This is a genomic window from Marivita geojedonensis, assembly GCF_002115805.1.
GTDB classification, from domain to species: Bacteria; Pseudomonadota; Alphaproteobacteria; order Rhodobacterales; family Rhodobacteraceae; genus Marivita; species Marivita geojedonensis.
Genome location: NZ_JFKC01000030.1, coordinates 18,658 through 33,553 on the forward strand (window position 1 = coordinate 18,658; position 14,896 = coordinate 33,553).

Consider the following 14,896-nt stretch of genomic DNA (forward strand, 5'->3'; position numbering starts at 1 on the left):
AGGCTGTCACTCTGCGCGCAATGTGAGGGAGGACAGCATGGCCGAGGTGGATGTTTCGCAGATCAACGAAGTGACGGAGCGCGCGCTGCGGGCGCATGGGGCGTCCGACGCGGTGGCGCACACGATGGCAGATGCGGTGTCCTGGGCCGAGGCGCGGGGCAACCGGATCTGCGGGCTTTACTACCTCGAAAGCTATTGCCAGCAGCTTGTCACGGGCAGGGTCCGGGGCGACGTCGCGCCGGCGGTCGGGAAACCGCGCAAGGGTGTGGTCGAGGTCGACGCAGCCTACGGGTTCGCGCAGCCAGCCTTTGCCGCTGCGCTGGACATGGCGACCGAGGCCGCGAGTGAAACCGGGATTGCCTGCCTGTTTGTGCGCCACGCCCACACCTGCACCGCGCTGGGCTGGTTCACCGAAGCCATCGCGAAAGCGGGGATGATCGGCATGGGTTACACCAACGCGTCACCCATCGTCGCCCCGCCCGGGGGAAAGACGCGGGTGATCGGCACCAACCCGATGTCTTTTTCGGTGCCGGACGGGCAGGGCGGTGTCGCCATGATGTTCGATCAGTCTACGACAAGCGTCGCGCTGGGGCGGATCACGATGGCGAAAGCCGCAGGGGAAAAGATCCCCGAAGGCTGGGCGGTGGATGCCGAGGGCAACCCGACAACGGACCCGGAGGCCGCATTGGCCGGGTCGCTGTGCAGCACAGGCGGCTACAAGGGCTGGGGGCTGGGTCTGATGGTCGAGATCATGGCGGCCGGGCTGGCCGGCGGTACGCCAAGCCGGGAGGTCAAACCGCTCAAGGCACCCGAAGGCGCGCCGCACGATCTGGCGCATTGCTTCCTGCTGATCGATCCGGGGGTCCGCCCCGAGTTTCATGCGATGGTCGCCGGGCTGGCCGAGGCCGTGTCGCAGGATGACGGTGCGCGGATGCCCGGTCAGGGAAAGGTTTTGTTAACCAAGGTTAACGTGCCGGACGCATTGTGGGAGGCGACCTGCGCGCTGGCGGATCGGTGACACATGTCTCACGCGAACGTTTGATGCAGGTGAGCGCGGGCGGCTGCTAAAACGGCAGCGATCAGGAAAAGGTTTCCCCATGTTGCGTCTGTCTGCCGCCGTCCTTCTGTCACTTCTTGCTCTGCCCGCGCTGGCCGCTCCCGTGTCATTTGACGGGTCTTGGAAAACGCAGAAGTTCTCTCTGTTTTCGTCCAACACATACGGCTTCAACGGAGGCTCGGTGAGCGTGTCGTCGGACGGATCCGTATCGTTGGCCTATCGCCCGCTGCCCGAAAGCTATTGGGGCGCGTCCTCTGCCAAGTGGTCCTGGTCGGTGCAGGAAGGCGTGCCGGCAACCGATCTGCGCAAGAAGGGTGGAGATGACCGCAACCTCGCGCTTTATTTTGTGTTCCTTCCCGAAGCCGAGGCTCAGGCGCTGAAAGGTGCCAGCGTGCGCAAGCTGCTGACCAACAACGCCGCTCGGGTGCTTGTCTATGTCTGGGGCGGGGCGCACAACCGTGGCGCGGTTCTGAGCAGCCCGTATCTGGGCAACAGGGGCAAGACGATTGTCCTGCGCGGTTCGGGCACCGGCAGCGCGAGCGAAAACGTCAATCTTGCACGCGACTACGCCAACGCCTTTGGCGGGGGTGGTGCCGCTCTGGTCGGGCTTGCCATTTCGGGTGACAGTGACGACACCGACAGCCGTATCCGGGCGACGATCAGCGGGCTGAACGTCAACTGACCCGCCCGCGCGGCGGGTGCGCGGGCAGCCGCGCCGTTCAGGCCCGCTGCGTGATCCAGACACCAAGCGCCATGACCGCAATGCCGGTTGCGCGGGTCAGGCTGAGGGGACTGACACGAGCACCGAAAAGACCGAAATGATCGATCAGCGCGGCCGAGATCAGCTGCCCCAGAAGAACGAAGAACACCGCGTTTCCGACGCCGAAATGCGGTGCGATATAGGTGATCGACAGCACGTAGAACGCGACCAGAAGCCCCGCCAGCAGCAGATGGCGCGGCGCGAGTGGCACCCCGGCCAGTGCCTTTGGACCGGTGGCCAGCGTCACGAGGCTTGTCGCCAGAAGCGCCACGCAGAACAGCACCATTGCCGCAGCCGCCGGTGAGCCGATGCGCATTCCCAAAGCGGCATTCAGGGCGGCAAGCAGCGGAATTCCGATCCCGGCGGCAAGCATGGTCAGGGCATAGATCGGCATGTGTCGTGTCCTTGTTGAAGCGGCTGCCCGGAGACTGCGCCGGTCGGCCCGAAATGTCACCCGGCAAAGCTTGGCCGTGGCGTTATGCGCCCGGTTGCGAAGGACGCGAAAGACAGGCACTCTGGGGACAATCGAGCAAGGAGGCCTACATGCGCGCACCACGTTTCAGCCTGTTGATCGGGGCGCTTGCCGCCGGACTGGTTGCGGCCTGTACGCCCGAGGAAATGCCCCAGGCCAGTGATGGACGGGCGCTGTTCATGGAGAATTGCGCAGTCTGTCATGGGGTCGACGGCACCGGTAACGGGCCGATGGCGCGGGCGATGGCAAAAGCGCCGCCAAACCTTTCGCTTATCGCGGTGCGCAATGGCGACGGATTTCCCCGCGCGAAGGTGTTGTCGACGATTGACGGTTACGCGAAGTCGGATCTGAACGGGCCGAACATGCCGGAATTCGGAGCCTTGCTGGAGGGCGATCTTGTCCCGCTGGACACCGGTGACGGTGTATTGACCCCGACGCCGCGCAAACTGGTGGCGCTGCTGGAATATATCGAGAGCATCCAGGCGACGCGCTGACAGGGAACCGGATTCCAGATATTAGAAAGCCCCGCAGGTTTGCGGGGCTTTCTTTCTCGTGGGCAGAAGCGTTCAGGCGCGTGAGGACGCGGACCTCGGGCCGGCGATCAGCCAGATGATGAAGCCCAGAAGCGGCAGAATCAGGACCAGAAGGCACCAAAGCACCTTGGAGCCAGTCGAATTCTTCGAGCCGATGATCGACACGAAGGCCCAGACATTGAGGACCAGAAGGATGAACCCGCCGATTCCCGTGATTTCTATTCCCATTTTGCTCTCCTTACCGCCGGTCAGTCCCTTAGGTGCATCCTTGCTGGCGTCGCGCGTGATCCCGGTTCCACCGATCCGGATCGTGGGCCGGTTCCGTTCCCCCGGTTCCACGCGACGGAATTGCCTTTGGAAAACGCCATCGCTCTATCGGTCCCGAAGTGCGCCGATGAGTTCAGCTTTGGTCATGTCGGAACGCCCGTCAATGCCAAGTTCCTGTGCGCGCTCATAGAGATCGTCTTTGGTCCAATCCTCGTAGGGCGGTGCCTTGCCGCCCTTTTTGGACGGGTTCTGTGATCTGTTCGCCTGTGCGTTGGCGATGCGGGCGGCGGCCTCTTTGCCGTAGCCGTCATCGCGCAGCGCTTCGTAGGTGTCGTCATCCTTGATTGACGGGCCGTGGGAGTTGGCCATGGCTTATCCGTCCGTCGCGACGCTTGGGGCGGCGGTCCCAGCCTCTTCGCCCGGTTCATTGCCCTGGGCGGCAAGATTGGCGAGGTAGGCGAAGAACAGGACGGCGGCAAAGACCCCGACAGCTGCCATGCCCCAGATGGCCGGGCGGTGGCGTTTCGACTGTTTTTCCACGTTGGTTGATGGAGCGGACATGGTGTACCTCTTCAAATTCGTGTTTCACCGTCTCAACGCGTGACTGCGTCTGAGGTTCCCCATGGCGCAGGGCTGCCGCCCGCGTGCGAGGGCTGATTTGAAGGAATCGTGATCGCGCGGAAAAAGGTGCTGACGGGTGGTCAGGCGATGTCGCGCAGCATGGCGCGGGTCTGATTGCGTTCGTGTCGGTAGGCGTTTGCGGCACTGACAAGCGCCCGGAAGATTGCCCGCTGACGGTGCGCATAGAACAGATGTTCCGGATGCCACTGGACCCCGAGCGCAAACGGATCACGCACCCGCTCCACGGCCTGCACCATGCCGCCGGTGTCACGCGCCGAGACGCGCAGCCCATCGCCCAGACGGTCAACCGCCTGCGTGTGCAGCGCATTGACCTTCATCGGATCGTTCCCGCTGATCAGCGACAGGTGAGTCCTGTCTTCGACGTGGATTTCCCGCTTGGGCAGGACGGTCTTGATCATCCGTTCGCGTCCATATGTGCCCCACGCATCCTGATCGAGCGTGCCGCCGAGTGCGACATTGAGCATTTGTGAGCCACGGCAGATACCAAGCACCGGGATGTTCCGCTCAAGCGCCGCTTCGGCAAGTGAGCGTTCAAGCGCATCGCGTTCCGGATCGAGCCGGGCCGAGATGCCGAGTTTCCCGCCATACATCTCGGGGCCGATATCATCGCCACCGCCGATGATCAGCCCGTCCACATGGTCGAGCTCGGAAATCCGCCCGACGCCCCAGCGCACACCGCGCCCGCCGGTGATCCAGAGATTGAGGTTGATGAGCGGATACACCCGCCATCCCGTGCGTGATGAGGTCGTGACAGCGATCAGAGGACGGCTCATGCGTCAGCCTTTGCGTTGTGCCGGGACAGCAGCCCGTCAATGGTTTCGACCCAGACGGATTTGCGTTCGAACCATGCCGCGTCATGGGTTCTCCATGCGCTGCGCAGGGCAGATAAAAGATCGGGATTGGCGGCCACCAATTCAACCTGGCGCCACAGTTGCCAGGGTTGCAGGAGCGACCAGTCGGCTTCATCGATGCGGCTGTCCGGCAGGCGGAAATGAAAGGTAGGCCGCGCCGAGGTCTTGTCGGTGGTGTCGAACAGGCGGGAAAAAAGTTCCGGCTCAGCGTGTTTGAAAAGCGGCAGAAGATCGAGGCTCTGGTTCCGGCTGGCGATGTGACGCGCGCAGATCTGCATCACTTCTGCCAGCGAGTCGCATCGCGTATTCGCCAGCTCCGAGATCAGCCCGCGCGGCCAGGCGCCGACGAAGGGCATCATGCGGCGCGTCGTGTCCACCTGTTCCTTGCGCCGGAGCCACGGTTCGAGCAGCGCATAGGCCGTGATCGTGTCGAGAGTGAACCGGTGATCGGGTGCGACGACCTCGGGGTTCACATGAACGCCAAATCCCAGCAGTACGCCGGTGCGCGACCCCATGGCGCCGATCCCGCGCAGCGCGGCGCAGATCGTGTTGAACTCGGACAGCTGCGCTCGGCTGAGAGGCGGGGTCACCACCTCGACCGGGATCAGTCCGCGAAATGCGTCCAGCCCTTCCTTAAGAAAGGGCAGGTCTTTTCGTTTGCGCAGCGTGATGTCGAGTTCGACCTCGATGTCGCCAAAGGCCGTGTCGCACACCGTGACGCTGTGCTGGCCGTCATCCTGAACCGTGCCGCCGAATTCGCGCGCGATCAGCTTGCCGGTCTCCAGTTCGGTCGGACCGGCAAATTCGATCTCGATCCCTGTCAGGCGTTCGTCACCAGCCGCAGTTGTTTCGATCGGCAGGGGCGGGAAAGGCGTGGCGGTTGCGGTCATGTTATGCCTGCGTCGGTGTCGGTTCGTGGTGCGGCCCGGTTTCGAAATGCGGTGCATGGGTCAGATAGGCCGTGACCCAGACCAGAATTGGCAAAGATACAATTCCACCGATGGGTCCCCAAAGCCAGAGACCGAAGAGGATCGACAGAAACACGACCAGAGGATTTAGTTGCAGCCGCTGGCCGACAAGCGTCGGTGTCACGAATTGCGCCTCGGTCATGTTGAGCAGGAAATAGGCTAGCGCGGGCAGCAGAGCGTAGGCACCATTGAATTCGGTAAACCCGACAACGCCGAAAGCGACGATGAGCATGACCGGGCCCAGATAGAGCACGAAGTTCAGAATGAAGGCCGCCGCACCCCAGAGCATCGGGTTCGGAACTCGGATGACGGTCATGGCGACGAAGACGGCTGCGCCAAGACCTGCGTTGATGGCCGTGACCGTGACAAAGTAATGCGACACCGCCCTGTCGGCCTTGCGCAACGATGTGCTTTGCCCCGGAACGGTTGCGTAGATTTCGTTCTGGGTCAGGGTGAAAAAGAAGAATGTCCCGGCAAACGTCAGCAGTTGAGCTGCAAAGTTGGGGGCGACCCAGAGCGCGTCCAGCAGGCTTGGCATCGCATCCTCGACGGCCTCGCCGTCCTGTGCCAGAGAGCGTTCCAGTTCGTACTGAACGGATTCCAGTCCCCGGATGGCGCGGCTCATTTCGACGACATAGTAGCGGATTTCATCCTCGATGCGCGGCACCTGTCCGATGAGATCCATCACGATGGGTCCAAGCCCCGCGATCAGCAGAACGGTGAACGCCGCGACAAAGATGAGGCTGATGCTCGCGCTGACGGCGCGCGGGATGCCCAACCGCGCGAGCAGCCGCATCCCCGGAGCAGCGACAATGGCGACGACAAGGCCAAGCGTCACCGGGGCGAGAAGCCCTTTTGCAAGTTTGAGGGCCACCACCGCAGCAATGACCGCCAAAAGCCCAAGGCAGACAAGCTGCATCTGGGCCAGTGTGGCTTTGTTTTGTGTCATCAGGCGGTCTGTCCCGCGTCAGAGAATTCGGCGCGTGCGGACCTGATACCGCTTTCGACCGCCGCTTTTCCCTGCTGTTCGAGCTTGGACATCTCTTCCCGCAGGATCGCCTCTGCGTCGCGCATCATCTTGTCGCGGGTTGCTCCCATCAGATCGGCCTCGGCCCGGGTAGAGGGCAGAAGCGCCCCGATCAATGCACCAAGTCCGGCGACCAGAGCGCCGGTCAGGAATGGCTGACTCTGATGCGCCTCGCGCGCCTGTTCAGTCGCCAGAAGGGTGTGACGCTCCACAGCCTCCTGCGCATCAATCACCTTGAGCCGGGCGTCCGTCACCCGCGCGCGCGCTTCGGGAGACAGCCTGTCGAGCCCCTTGTCGAGGGATTTGCGCAGGGCGGACGCGGAAGGTGAGGTGGCAAAACGGCCTGTGGCGACCTGATCGCGGGCACGCATTTTTGCGTCGGCGCGGGCGATGCGGTCGTCATGCCCGCCCATATCTTTATAGGCGGTCAGCCCGGGTCCGTCCCTGCGGGGGCCACCCAGTGCAATGAGCGCGGCGCCGATGCCGATCAGGGCAAGACCCGAGGGGTTCCGCCTGGCACCATCAAGCGCGGCAGAGACAAGCGTCTGTCCAAGGTCGGCTGTCTGGCCAACAGCCTCTTTCGCCCGCGCCTCTGGTTGAATTGAGGACGCCAGTGCGCTGATGTGATCCGTCAGTTGCGCCCTATGTGCCTCGGCGCTGCGTTCGAGTTGGTCTGCGTTAGGCACGGGACATCTCCTTTACTGCGTGAACATCGGATTTGAATTGCTTGAGCGTGCGTCTTGGGGTCAGCGTCGCCGCAGACAGCCGTGACCGGCCGATCAGGGCCAGGATCAGTGCGACGGCAAGAAACCCGACCGCAGCGGTCAGCGCGGCCCAGCCGAGGCTGAGGCCAAGAGCGGCGACGCCCAGAACGGCGGCGACGGCCAGCGCGGTCAGCCCGACAAAGGCCACCAGCGCGGCAAGCCCGAACAGGATCAGACCACCACCGGCGCGGGACGCATTGTCCGAGAGTTCGCGCTTTGCGAGTTGCAGTTCTGTGCGCAAGAGGGCGCGGGCCTCAGCAAGGATCCCGACCACGAGCGCGCGCCAGTCCGGATGTTGCGGGGTCGGGTCGGTCACTGTTGCTTCTCCCCACTGTCGAGGTGCCCGGCCCAAGGGTCGTCGGCGGCTTTTTGTGCGTTCCGTGTCCCGGAGCCGGATTTGAGAAACCGCGCTGCCGCAAAGCCGGCGACTGCGGCACCGCCGAGAAATAGCAGCGGATTGCGCCGGGCGAACACGGCCACGTCATCGACCATCGCATCGACCGGTTTGTCCCGAAGGTGATCGGCGACGCTGCTGATCTGAGCGCCCAGATGGCGCAGCACAGCGGCTTGCAGCGACTGTGCATCGAACTCCTGCCGCGCCGCGTCTGTGGCATCGGCAGCTTGATCCACTTCGTCGATCGCGCGCTGGCGCAGCGTTTCCGCCTCGTCGATTGCGGCAGAGGCGATGGTTTCTTTCGCGTCTCGCGCCATGTCGCGTGTGTGCCGTTTGGCGGCGTCTAACGTGCTTTCGGTGTTGGCCAAGATGCCCTCCGTCAGAATGATTTGGTCAGGCAGCTTCGAACAGGGCGACGATCTTGCCCTGAAGTCTGCGCCTCTGCGTCACGAGAACGCTGTGAAGATCGTTGGACGCCGGCAGGTGCTTGATGGCGCTGTCATAGGCTGACACGACGTTTTCCTCGCCTTCGCCCACGGCTTCGAGCACGTGCCTGTCGATGTCGGTGAAGAGGTCGCGCAGGCGGACGGCGGTCTTGTGGACCTCGCTCATCACGGTTCCCGAACGGTCCGGCGCGACACCGTTCTTCAGCGCGACGGCTTCTATTTCCGAGAGGTCGCGGCTGTGCTGGTCGGCGACATCCTGAATGATGTCCCGGACCTCAGGCTCGGCACGTTTCACGAGTTCCTTGTAGCCTTCGTTCACGTCGATCAACGTATCGAAGAGCGATTGCACGCAATTATGCGCGGCATGGTTTTCTGGTTCGGACATTGTGATCTCCTTGGTTGCAGAGTGAACGCGTCACCGCCCTGGGAGTTCCTCGGCAAAGCCCGGATCAACGCCGGTGGCGCGCTCCATGGGCGCTTTGCCGCCGACCACTTTGAGATCACATCGTTTGGATTTCGAACAAACCCGCTGTGTCATCGCCTGAAGAGGCAGCGCCCGGCAAAAGCTTTCGTGACATGGATATTTTTCAGATCAGCGGTCGAGTGCGCAGTCTCGTACCACGCTCGAATGCATTTTCGGCCAGCATCTTGGGTCGGTGCACCGTGAGCGTGTCATTCGCCCATGTGGCGACACCATCTTCGCGGAGTTTGGCCAAGGTCTTGTTCGTATGGACAAGCGACAGACCCATGGCGTCCGCGATATCCTGCTGTCTGTAGGGCAGGGGCACCTGGTCGTTTTCGTTCAGCCCCAACGCGGTGAGCCTCCGGAAGAACCGGTTCAGAACCCACGAGATTTTCGCATATCCATCCATCTGACCTACGGCAGCCAGCGCCTCGCCCAGCAGGTATTCTTCGGTTGCGGCCACATGGGTCAGATCAAAAGCCCGTCGGGGTTGATACTTGAAAAGGTCCCATAGTTCGGACCGGTTGAATACGCACATGGTCATGCGGGTCGTTGCTTCGACCGAATGTTGCATCTCTCCCATCACGCCGCTCTGCAGACCGATGAAATCGCCGGGCAGAATAAAGCCCACGACCTGACGGCTCCCGTTTTCGAGCGTTTTGAACCGCAGACCCATACCGTCGAGCGCGGTGTAGAGCTGTGACGAGGACGCCCCTTCCGCCAGGATCTCGGTGCCCGGCTGCGCGACGAATTCCCCGGTTTTGAATTTCGACATGAAGTGCACCTCGTCTTTCGACATGGGGTCGAACAGATCGAGTTTACGCAACGGACAGTTGTGGCAATCGGTTTTCATGGGTTCCTGCTATGTCACAGTTAAATGCGGACCATCCGCGGTGATGGCATGTGTGAAGCGAATCCGAAGGAGTTCGTCATATGTCAGAGGTGGTCGCGGAGTTTCCCAAGACCCTCATCGTGTCCGACAATATGGTCGAGGCAGAAGACCTGATTGAAATGCTGACGCCAGAGGGACTTGGTCCTGTGGCGCTCGCACGGGATGTCGGTAAGGCCCGGTTTGTGGTGGAGCAGTCTCGGCAAAGTCTGCATCTGATCATTTTCGGCCTGTCGATGCATATCCATGAGTCGTCCCGCTTTGTTGAAACGCTGGACAGGTCAGGCACGGCTTTGCTGGTTCTCGACGGCCCGGTATCGCTGGGGGTTGGGGAAGGGGCGGGGTGTCTCAACCGCCCCTTCTCGACCAATGACGTGATGGCCGCTTTGGCGCGCCTCAAGATGTCGCGTTAGGCTCGGCGGTTCAGCGCCATGCCAAGAAGAACACCCACGCCCACGGCGCCCGCGATGGCAAGCGTCGGATTGCGGCGCACTGCGCTGTCGAATTCGGTCTGCACGGCCTGCGCATGATCGGCGCCTTTTTCCACAGCGGTCGATGCGGACTCGCGCAGCGCATCGGCGGCACCGTGCAGGGTGTCTTGCGCCGAGGTCGCAGCCTCGCGGATGCGGTGAGTCACTTTATCTCCGGTATTGCCGTGATTTGCGTGAGCGATCGTGGAGGCATTATCTGTCTGTGTCATAGTCGTCTCCTTTCCTTTCCAGACCAACGTCGCCCGGTCTGCAAAGTTCCTCGGAACCTTTGAGAACGGGACCGGGTTTGTCTGGCAGGACTGCAAAGAGGAAAGGAACAGACTATGCTTTACTGGGCTGCCATCTTTTTCGTGATCGCACTTATCGCCGCTTTGTTCGGCTTCGGCGGAATAGCATCCGCATCGGCAGGGATCGCTCAGATCCTGTTCGTGGTGTTTTTGGTGCTGTTTGTCATCACGCTGATCATGCGCGCCGTCAGGTCGTAGGGCGCACAAAGCAAATAAAAAAACCGAGGCGCGCTGCCTCGGTTTTTTGTTTTTTCGATCAGGCCTTGAGCGTTTCCGTAGAGGAGAAGAACATCGCCTGACTGACAGCAGATCGCACCTGATCCTCGGTGTAAGGTTTGGCGATGAGGAACGCCGGTTCCGGGCCTTCGCCGGTCAGCAGCCGTTCCGGGAACGCTGTGATGAAGATGACAGGTACATCGGGATCGTTCTCGATGATCTTGTTTACCGCGTCGATGCCGCTGGAATTATCGGCAAGCTGGATATCCGACATGATGAGATGCGGTTTTTCGGTCTTGTAGAGGCTCACCGCCGCGTCTGCCGTACGGGCAATTCCGGTAACGGCATGGCCCATGTCAGTGACAATCGCTTCAAGGTCCATAGCGATGATCGCCTCGTCTTCGATGATCATCACCTTGCCGGCAAGCGACTTTGCCATCTCCGTATAGGCGATATCGACAAGTTTGGCGGCTTCCTCCGGGCTGATATCGAGCACGAACGCCACATCGTCGAAAGACAGCTCTTCGATGGTGTGCAGCAGCAGCGCCTCGCGCGTGCCCGAGGTCAGGCGGGACAGGTGTTCCTGCGCTTTTGCGGCGATGCCTGTCTCGCCGGATTCAAATGTGGCGCCGGAGGTGGACCAGATGGAATGGAAGACCTTGAAAAGCGCCACTTTGTTCGCCGCGTCATGGTCGAACACCGATGTATCACTCAAGATCGCTTCCAGCGTCGCGACGGCGTATTTGTCCCCCTCGACCTGAGATCCAGTGAGAGCCCTCGCATACCGGCGGAGAAACGGAAGGTTCGCTCCGATCTTCGAGGTAAGATCCTGGGCTTGTTCGGTCGACATATAAAAAGCTCCCACTTTTTTTAGGTGTTGCGGGAACCAAACGCACTACATCGCGTTAGGTTCCCGCTATCGCGCGACAAAACGGATAAATCATCTGAAGGGCTACATGAAACAGGATCGCAAAACTTCAAGCCTTGAGCAGGAGATCGAAGCAAATCTCAAGCGGGCCTACAACGATGTCGTCAACCAGCAGGTGCCGGACCGGTTTACACAGCTTCTCGACCAGCTTCGCGAGGCCGACAAATCGTCCGCGGAGTCCAAAGATGACTGATCCCAAAGAAGAAATCGTCGAGCATCTCGGGGCCATGCGCGCGTTCGCGATGAGCCTCACGCGCAACTCTGCACTGGCGGACGACATGGTGCAGGACGCGCTGGTCAAGGCATGGTCGAAGATCGACTCCTACCAGCCGGGAACGAATATGCGCGCGTGGCTTTTCACCATTCTGCGCAACACCTATTACTCGCACCATCGCAAGGCGCGGCGCGAAGTGTCGGATGTCGATGGCGAAATGGCGGCGTCCCTTGCCCAGAAGCCGGACCATGACGGTCGTCTGCAGATGCGCGATTTCAACCGGGCCTTCGACAAGCTGAATGATGAACAGCGCGAAGCGCTGGTTCTGGTCGGCGCGGGTGGTTTTTCGTACGAGGAAGCCGCGGAAACATGCGGCGTTGCCGTGGGCACCATCAAGAGCCGCGTGAACCGGGCGCGCAAGCAATTGGTCGAACTGCTTCAGATGAGTGACGACGAGGTTATGGAAGCGACGGATCTGGTCACCACAGGCATCGTCAGCAACCAGAAAAATGTGGCCTGACCCGGATATCGATCCGCTGGGCAGACCGGAAAGGATGATCCGTGTCCGAGCCTGACAGGACGTCGCCATCGGCCGATCTGCCCGATTTCGACGTTCTCATCACCGCAGAAGAAGCATGGCCCGCCTTCGAGCGGGCCGTTTTACGAGCGCAGTCCGAAATCCGTGGCTCCTTTCGGGTCTTTGATCTGAAAACCAGACTGAGGAGCCCCGAAGCACTGGAGGTCGGCAGGGACTGGTTCGACCTTTTGGCGCATGTTGCGGCGCGGGGAGTGAAACTGTCGCTGGTGGTCAGCGATTTTGACCCAGTTATGGCAACACCGCTGCACGAGCTGTCATGGAAAACCGTGCGTCAGGGTGCGGCTTTGGCCGAGATCGCGAGCGCAGCGCAGGGACAGGTCCGCATCAGCGCGGCGCTGCATCCGGCGCGGGCCGGCAGTTTGCCCTGGGGCGTGTTCCTTCCCGCGGTGCTCAAACGCAAATGGGATCAGATCACCCGCATGAACAAAGACCGGCTGACCCGTCAGGCGGTGCGGCTGAACAGCTCAGTCATTCCGGAACTCCGGACGGTGACCCACCATCAGAAGCTGGCTGTCGTGGATAATGACACGCTGTTCATCGGCGGGCTTGATCTGAACGAAAGGCGGTTCGATACGCTCGATCACGACCGACCGGCACGCGACACATGGTCGGACGTGCATCTGCTGATCCGAAATGGCCCTGAAGTGGCAGAGGCGAAGACGCATCTTGCGTCTTTTCTTGATGTCACCTCCGGAAAGATGGATCCCCCGGCGATGACCCATATCAAGCGCACGTTGTCGGCACCCCGCCGGTTGCAGTTTCCCTACCTGTCTCCTCGTACTGTTGCGAATGAGATCGAAGCCGCGCATCTCGCCGCATTTCGCAAAGCGCGCCAGGTGATCCATATCGAGACGCAGTACCTGCGTTCGCGCGTCATCGCAGGCGCGCTTGCCGAAGCAGCGGCGAAGAACCCGCAACTGTCGCTGGTGCTTATTCTGCCCGCACTTCCTGAAACGCTGGCGTTTGATGGTGAAGATGGTCTCGACACCCGGTTCGGGATGGCGCTTCAGAAAGAGGCGGTGGAGATGGTGCAACAGGGGTTCGGCGAACGAGCGGTGATTGCCTCGCCTGTCCGCCCCGTGATGTCCTCACGTGAGGGGGTGGCCGCGCTGGCCGGGTCTCCGATCATCTATGTTCACAACAAGGTACTGGTCTGCGACGACACCTACGCGCTGGTCGGATCTGCAAATCTCAACGGTCGCTCGATGCGCTGGGACACGGAAGCGGCGATTGAGATCACCGATCCGGTGCGTGTGTCCGCCCTGAGAACCAGGCTGCTGCAACACTGGTGGTTCGAGAGCCTTCCCGACGCCGCGCGCGCACTGAACACGTTGCAGCCTTGGTGGGCCAAATCCATCGGTGAGAACGGGGTATGCCTGCCGAAGAACCGGTCCGGATTTCTTGTGCCTTACGATCCGGACAACAGCGCAGAGCTTGTGCAGCCGCTGCCGGGTGTGACAGAGAACATCGTCTGAGGAACTTGACAGCCGGGCGGAGGGTTCCTTTCCTGACCGTCAAAGGGAGTTCATCCATGAGCCGTGGCCGCTCTGCCAACCGACCAACCGGTATTCCGCTCAGGGGGATGCTCGATGTGGCGATGCGCATGTGGCAGCGGCAAAGCACCCAGAACCTCGGGCTGATCGCTGCCGGTATCGCGTTCTACGGGCTGCTGTCGCTGTTTCCCGGCATCACCGCCGCTGTGGCCTTTGCCGGGACGTTTCTGAACCCGGACATGCTTGTCGAGAACAGCGCCGAGATCACCGCAATGCTGCCGGAAGCGGCAGAGCAGATCGTGATGGGACAGTTGCGAGATGTGGCGAACGCGGATGCGTCGACGCTGAACTTCGCCGCGCTCTTTGCCGTAGCGATTGCGCTCTACTCCGCGTCCAAAGCGGTGGCGAACCTGATTTCCGGGCTGAACGTCATCTATGGAGAGAAGGAAACGCGCAACTTCTTCGTGGTGAAGGCGCTGACGGTCTTTCTGACCTTCGTGCTGATTGTCGGTCTGCTCATCGCCATCATCATGGTGGCCGCGATCCCCGTGATTGCGTCCTTTGTGGATGAATACGGGGTGATCGACGAGTTGGTGATGTTTCTGCGCTGGCCCGCGCTGTTTCTGATGGGGGTGGTCGGCATTGCCATCCTGTACCGGCTCGGGCCGAACCGGCGGTCGGCCAGGTGGCGCTGGCTGACACCCGGAGCATTTGTGGCCTGCGCGCTCTGGGTCGCGGGCAGCTACGGCTTCAGCCTCTATGTGCAATCCTTCGGATCCTACAATGAAACATTCGGTGCGCTGGGCGGGGTGATCATTCTGCTGACCTGGCTTTGGCTGTCGGCATTCATCGTTCTGCTGGGTGCGCTGCTGGATGCCGAACTCGAAGCGCAGACCCGGCGCGACAGTACCGTGGGCGAGGACCGCCCGATGGGGCAACGCGATGCCGTGAAGGCAGATACGCTGGGTCCGGCGCGCGGTGATGACCTGACCGAACCAGCCGAGTGATCGCCGCATTTTTCGGTCGGATCCTGTGGGGAAAGCCGACGGAAATCCGATGCTTTTCTACGACAAACCTATGGTTGTGCATGCCTTGTTTTTGACCGCGGAATTGCCCTTCTCGCCTTAGGGTCAGGA

The 14,896-nt window shown here is 61.4% G+C and carries 24 protein-coding genes; 9 read left to right on the top strand and 15 right to left on the bottom strand.

Going from position 1 to position 14,896, the window contains the following annotated elements; translation table 11 throughout:
- Positions 1–37 precede the first annotated feature (37 nt).
- Positions 38–1,018, top strand: a complete 981-nt coding sequence (locus MGEO_RS19050) for an Ldh family oxidoreductase (RefSeq protein ID WP_085641324.1) — start codon at positions 38–40, stop codon at positions 1,016–1,018.
- A 79-nt stretch (positions 1,019–1,097) separates the two neighbouring features.
- Positions 1,098–1,739, top strand: a complete 642-nt coding sequence (locus MGEO_RS19055; protein ID WP_085641325.1) for a DUF3047 domain-containing protein — start codon at positions 1,098–1,100, stop codon at positions 1,737–1,739.
- A 37-nt stretch (positions 1,740–1,776) separates the two neighbouring features.
- Here MGEO_RS19055 and MGEO_RS19060 read toward each other — a convergent pair whose 3' ends face one another.
- Positions 1,777–2,211, bottom strand: a complete 435-nt coding sequence (locus MGEO_RS19060; protein ID WP_085641326.1) for a DMT family transporter — start codon at positions 2,209–2,211, stop codon at positions 1,777–1,779.
- A 149-nt stretch (positions 2,212–2,360) separates the two neighbouring features.
- Here MGEO_RS19060 and MGEO_RS19065 point away from each other — a divergent pair, with 149 nt between their 5' ends.
- Positions 2,361–2,783 carry a c-type cytochrome gene (locus MGEO_RS19065; RefSeq protein WP_085641327.1) on the top strand — a complete coding sequence of 141 codons (423 nt, stop codon included), beginning with the start codon at positions 2,361–2,363 and terminating at the stop codon, positions 2,781–2,783.
- Positions 2,784–2,855: 72 nt separating this feature from the next.
- On the opposite strand, the gene MGEO_RS19070 is transcribed toward MGEO_RS19065, so the two are convergent.
- The 12 genes from MGEO_RS19070 to MGEO_RS19115 all read right to left on the bottom strand — a co-directional run bounded on the left by MGEO_RS19070 (position 2,856) and on the right by MGEO_RS19115 (position 9,497).
- Positions 2,856–3,050 (bottom strand): PLDc N-terminal domain-containing protein, encoded by a 195-nt coding sequence (locus MGEO_RS19070; protein ID WP_198948125.1) that lies wholly within the window; start codon positions 3,048–3,050, stop codon positions 2,856–2,858.
- A 144-nt stretch (positions 3,051–3,194) separates the two neighbouring features.
- Positions 3,195–3,458: a DUF7218 family protein gene (locus MGEO_RS19075; protein ID WP_085641328.1), complete on the bottom strand. Its 264-nt coding sequence runs from the start codon at positions 3,456–3,458 to the stop codon at positions 3,195–3,197.
- A 3-nt stretch (positions 3,459–3,461) separates the two neighbouring features.
- Positions 3,462–3,650: a hypothetical protein gene (locus tag MGEO_RS19080; protein ID WP_085641329.1), complete on the bottom strand. Its 189-nt coding sequence runs from the start codon at positions 3,648–3,650 to the stop codon at positions 3,462–3,464.
- A 140-nt stretch (positions 3,651–3,790) separates the two neighbouring features.
- Positions 3,791–4,504, bottom strand: coding sequence for a gamma-glutamyl-gamma-aminobutyrate hydrolase family protein (locus tag MGEO_RS19085; RefSeq protein ID WP_085641330.1), 714 nt, complete (start codon positions 4,502–4,504; stop codon positions 3,791–3,793).
- The gene (locus MGEO_RS19090; protein WP_158091057.1) at positions 4,501–5,472 is read right to left on the bottom strand and encodes an amidoligase family protein; all 972 of its coding nucleotides are present in this window, start codon (positions 5,470–5,472) and stop codon (positions 4,501–4,503) included. Before MGEO_RS19090 ends, MGEO_RS19085 begins: the two co-directional genes overlap by 4 nt.
- Before the next feature lies 1 nt (position 5,473).
- Positions 5,474–6,499 (bottom strand): AI-2E family transporter, encoded by a 1,026-nt coding sequence (locus MGEO_RS19095; RefSeq protein WP_085641332.1) that lies wholly within the window; start codon positions 6,497–6,499, stop codon positions 5,474–5,476.
- Positions 6,499–7,263, bottom strand: a complete 765-nt coding sequence (locus MGEO_RS19100; protein ID WP_085641333.1) for a hypothetical protein — start codon at positions 7,261–7,263, stop codon at positions 6,499–6,501. Before MGEO_RS19100 ends, MGEO_RS19095 begins: the two co-directional genes overlap by 1 nt.
- On the bottom strand, positions 7,256–7,657 hold the full coding sequence (locus MGEO_RS19105; RefSeq protein ID WP_158091058.1) for a phage holin family protein: 402 nt from the start codon (positions 7,655–7,657) through the stop codon (positions 7,256–7,258). Before MGEO_RS19105 ends, MGEO_RS19100 begins: the two co-directional genes overlap by 8 nt.
- Entirely contained in the window at positions 7,654–8,103 is a 450-nt protein-coding gene (locus tag MGEO_RS21460; RefSeq protein WP_158091059.1) for a hypothetical protein, read from the bottom strand. Before MGEO_RS21460 ends, MGEO_RS19105 begins: the two co-directional genes overlap by 4 nt.
- A 25-nt stretch (positions 8,104–8,128) precedes the next feature.
- Positions 8,129–8,566 (bottom strand): PA2169 family four-helix-bundle protein, encoded by a 438-nt coding sequence (locus MGEO_RS19110; protein ID WP_085641335.1) that lies wholly within the window; start codon positions 8,564–8,566, stop codon positions 8,129–8,131.
- Between the two features lie 30 nt (positions 8,567–8,596).
- A complete protein-coding gene (locus tag MGEO_RS21875; protein WP_269845907.1) occupies positions 8,597–8,719 on the bottom strand; it encodes a hypothetical protein in 123 nt (40 codons plus the stop codon).
- Positions 8,720–8,768: 49 nt separating this feature from the next.
- Positions 8,769–9,497, bottom strand: a complete 729-nt coding sequence (locus MGEO_RS19115) for a Crp/Fnr family transcriptional regulator (RefSeq protein WP_085641336.1) — start codon at positions 9,495–9,497, stop codon at positions 8,769–8,771.
- Between the two features lie 80 nt (positions 9,498–9,577).
- On the opposite strand from MGEO_RS19115, the gene MGEO_RS19120 reads away from it, so the two are divergent.
- Complete coding sequence (locus tag MGEO_RS19120) at positions 9,578–9,946, top strand: hypothetical protein (RefSeq protein ID WP_085641337.1); 369 nt, start codon at positions 9,578–9,580, stop codon at positions 9,944–9,946.
- Here the strand turns inward: MGEO_RS19120 and MGEO_RS19125 are convergent.
- A complete protein-coding gene (locus MGEO_RS19125) occupies positions 9,943–10,233 on the bottom strand; it encodes a DUF883 family protein (RefSeq protein WP_085641338.1) in 291 nt (96 codons plus the stop codon). The two genes, MGEO_RS19120 and MGEO_RS19125, sit on opposite strands and share 4 nt — an antisense overlap.
- A 114-nt stretch (positions 10,234–10,347) precedes the next feature.
- Between MGEO_RS19125 and MGEO_RS19130 the strand changes: the two genes are divergently transcribed.
- On the top strand, positions 10,348–10,509 hold the full coding sequence (locus MGEO_RS19130) for a DUF1328 domain-containing protein (RefSeq protein ID WP_085641339.1): 162 nt from the start codon (positions 10,348–10,350) through the stop codon (positions 10,507–10,509).
- Positions 10,510–10,567: 58 nt separating this feature from the next.
- Here MGEO_RS19130 and MGEO_RS19135 read toward each other — a convergent pair whose 3' ends face one another.
- The gene (locus tag MGEO_RS19135) at positions 10,568–11,377 is read right to left on the bottom strand and encodes a response regulator (protein ID WP_085641340.1); all 810 of its coding nucleotides are present in this window, start codon (positions 11,375–11,377) and stop codon (positions 10,568–10,570) included.
- A 106-nt stretch (positions 11,378–11,483) separates the two neighbouring features.
- On the opposite strand from MGEO_RS19135, the gene MGEO_RS21465 reads away from it, so the two are divergent.
- The 4 genes from MGEO_RS21465 to MGEO_RS19150 are packed head-to-tail and all read left to right on the top strand — an operon-like array spanning position 11,484 to position 14,767.
- Positions 11,484–11,648, top strand: a complete 165-nt coding sequence (locus tag MGEO_RS21465) for a NepR family anti-sigma factor (protein ID WP_158091060.1) — start codon at positions 11,484–11,486, stop codon at positions 11,646–11,648.
- Complete coding sequence (locus MGEO_RS19140) at positions 11,641–12,189, top strand: RNA polymerase sigma factor (protein ID WP_085641341.1); 549 nt, start codon at positions 11,641–11,643, stop codon at positions 12,187–12,189. Before MGEO_RS21465 ends, MGEO_RS19140 begins: the two co-directional genes overlap by 8 nt.
- Before the next feature lie 41 nt (positions 12,190–12,230).
- Positions 12,231–13,742 (top strand): phospholipase D family protein, encoded by a 1,512-nt coding sequence (locus MGEO_RS19145; RefSeq protein WP_085641342.1) that lies wholly within the window; start codon positions 12,231–12,233, stop codon positions 13,740–13,742.
- Between the two features lie 56 nt (positions 13,743–13,798).
- Positions 13,799–14,767: a YihY/virulence factor BrkB family protein gene (locus tag MGEO_RS19150; protein ID WP_085641343.1), complete on the top strand. Its 969-nt coding sequence runs from the start codon at positions 13,799–13,801 to the stop codon at positions 14,765–14,767.
- Positions 14,768–14,896: the final 129 nt, after the last annotated feature.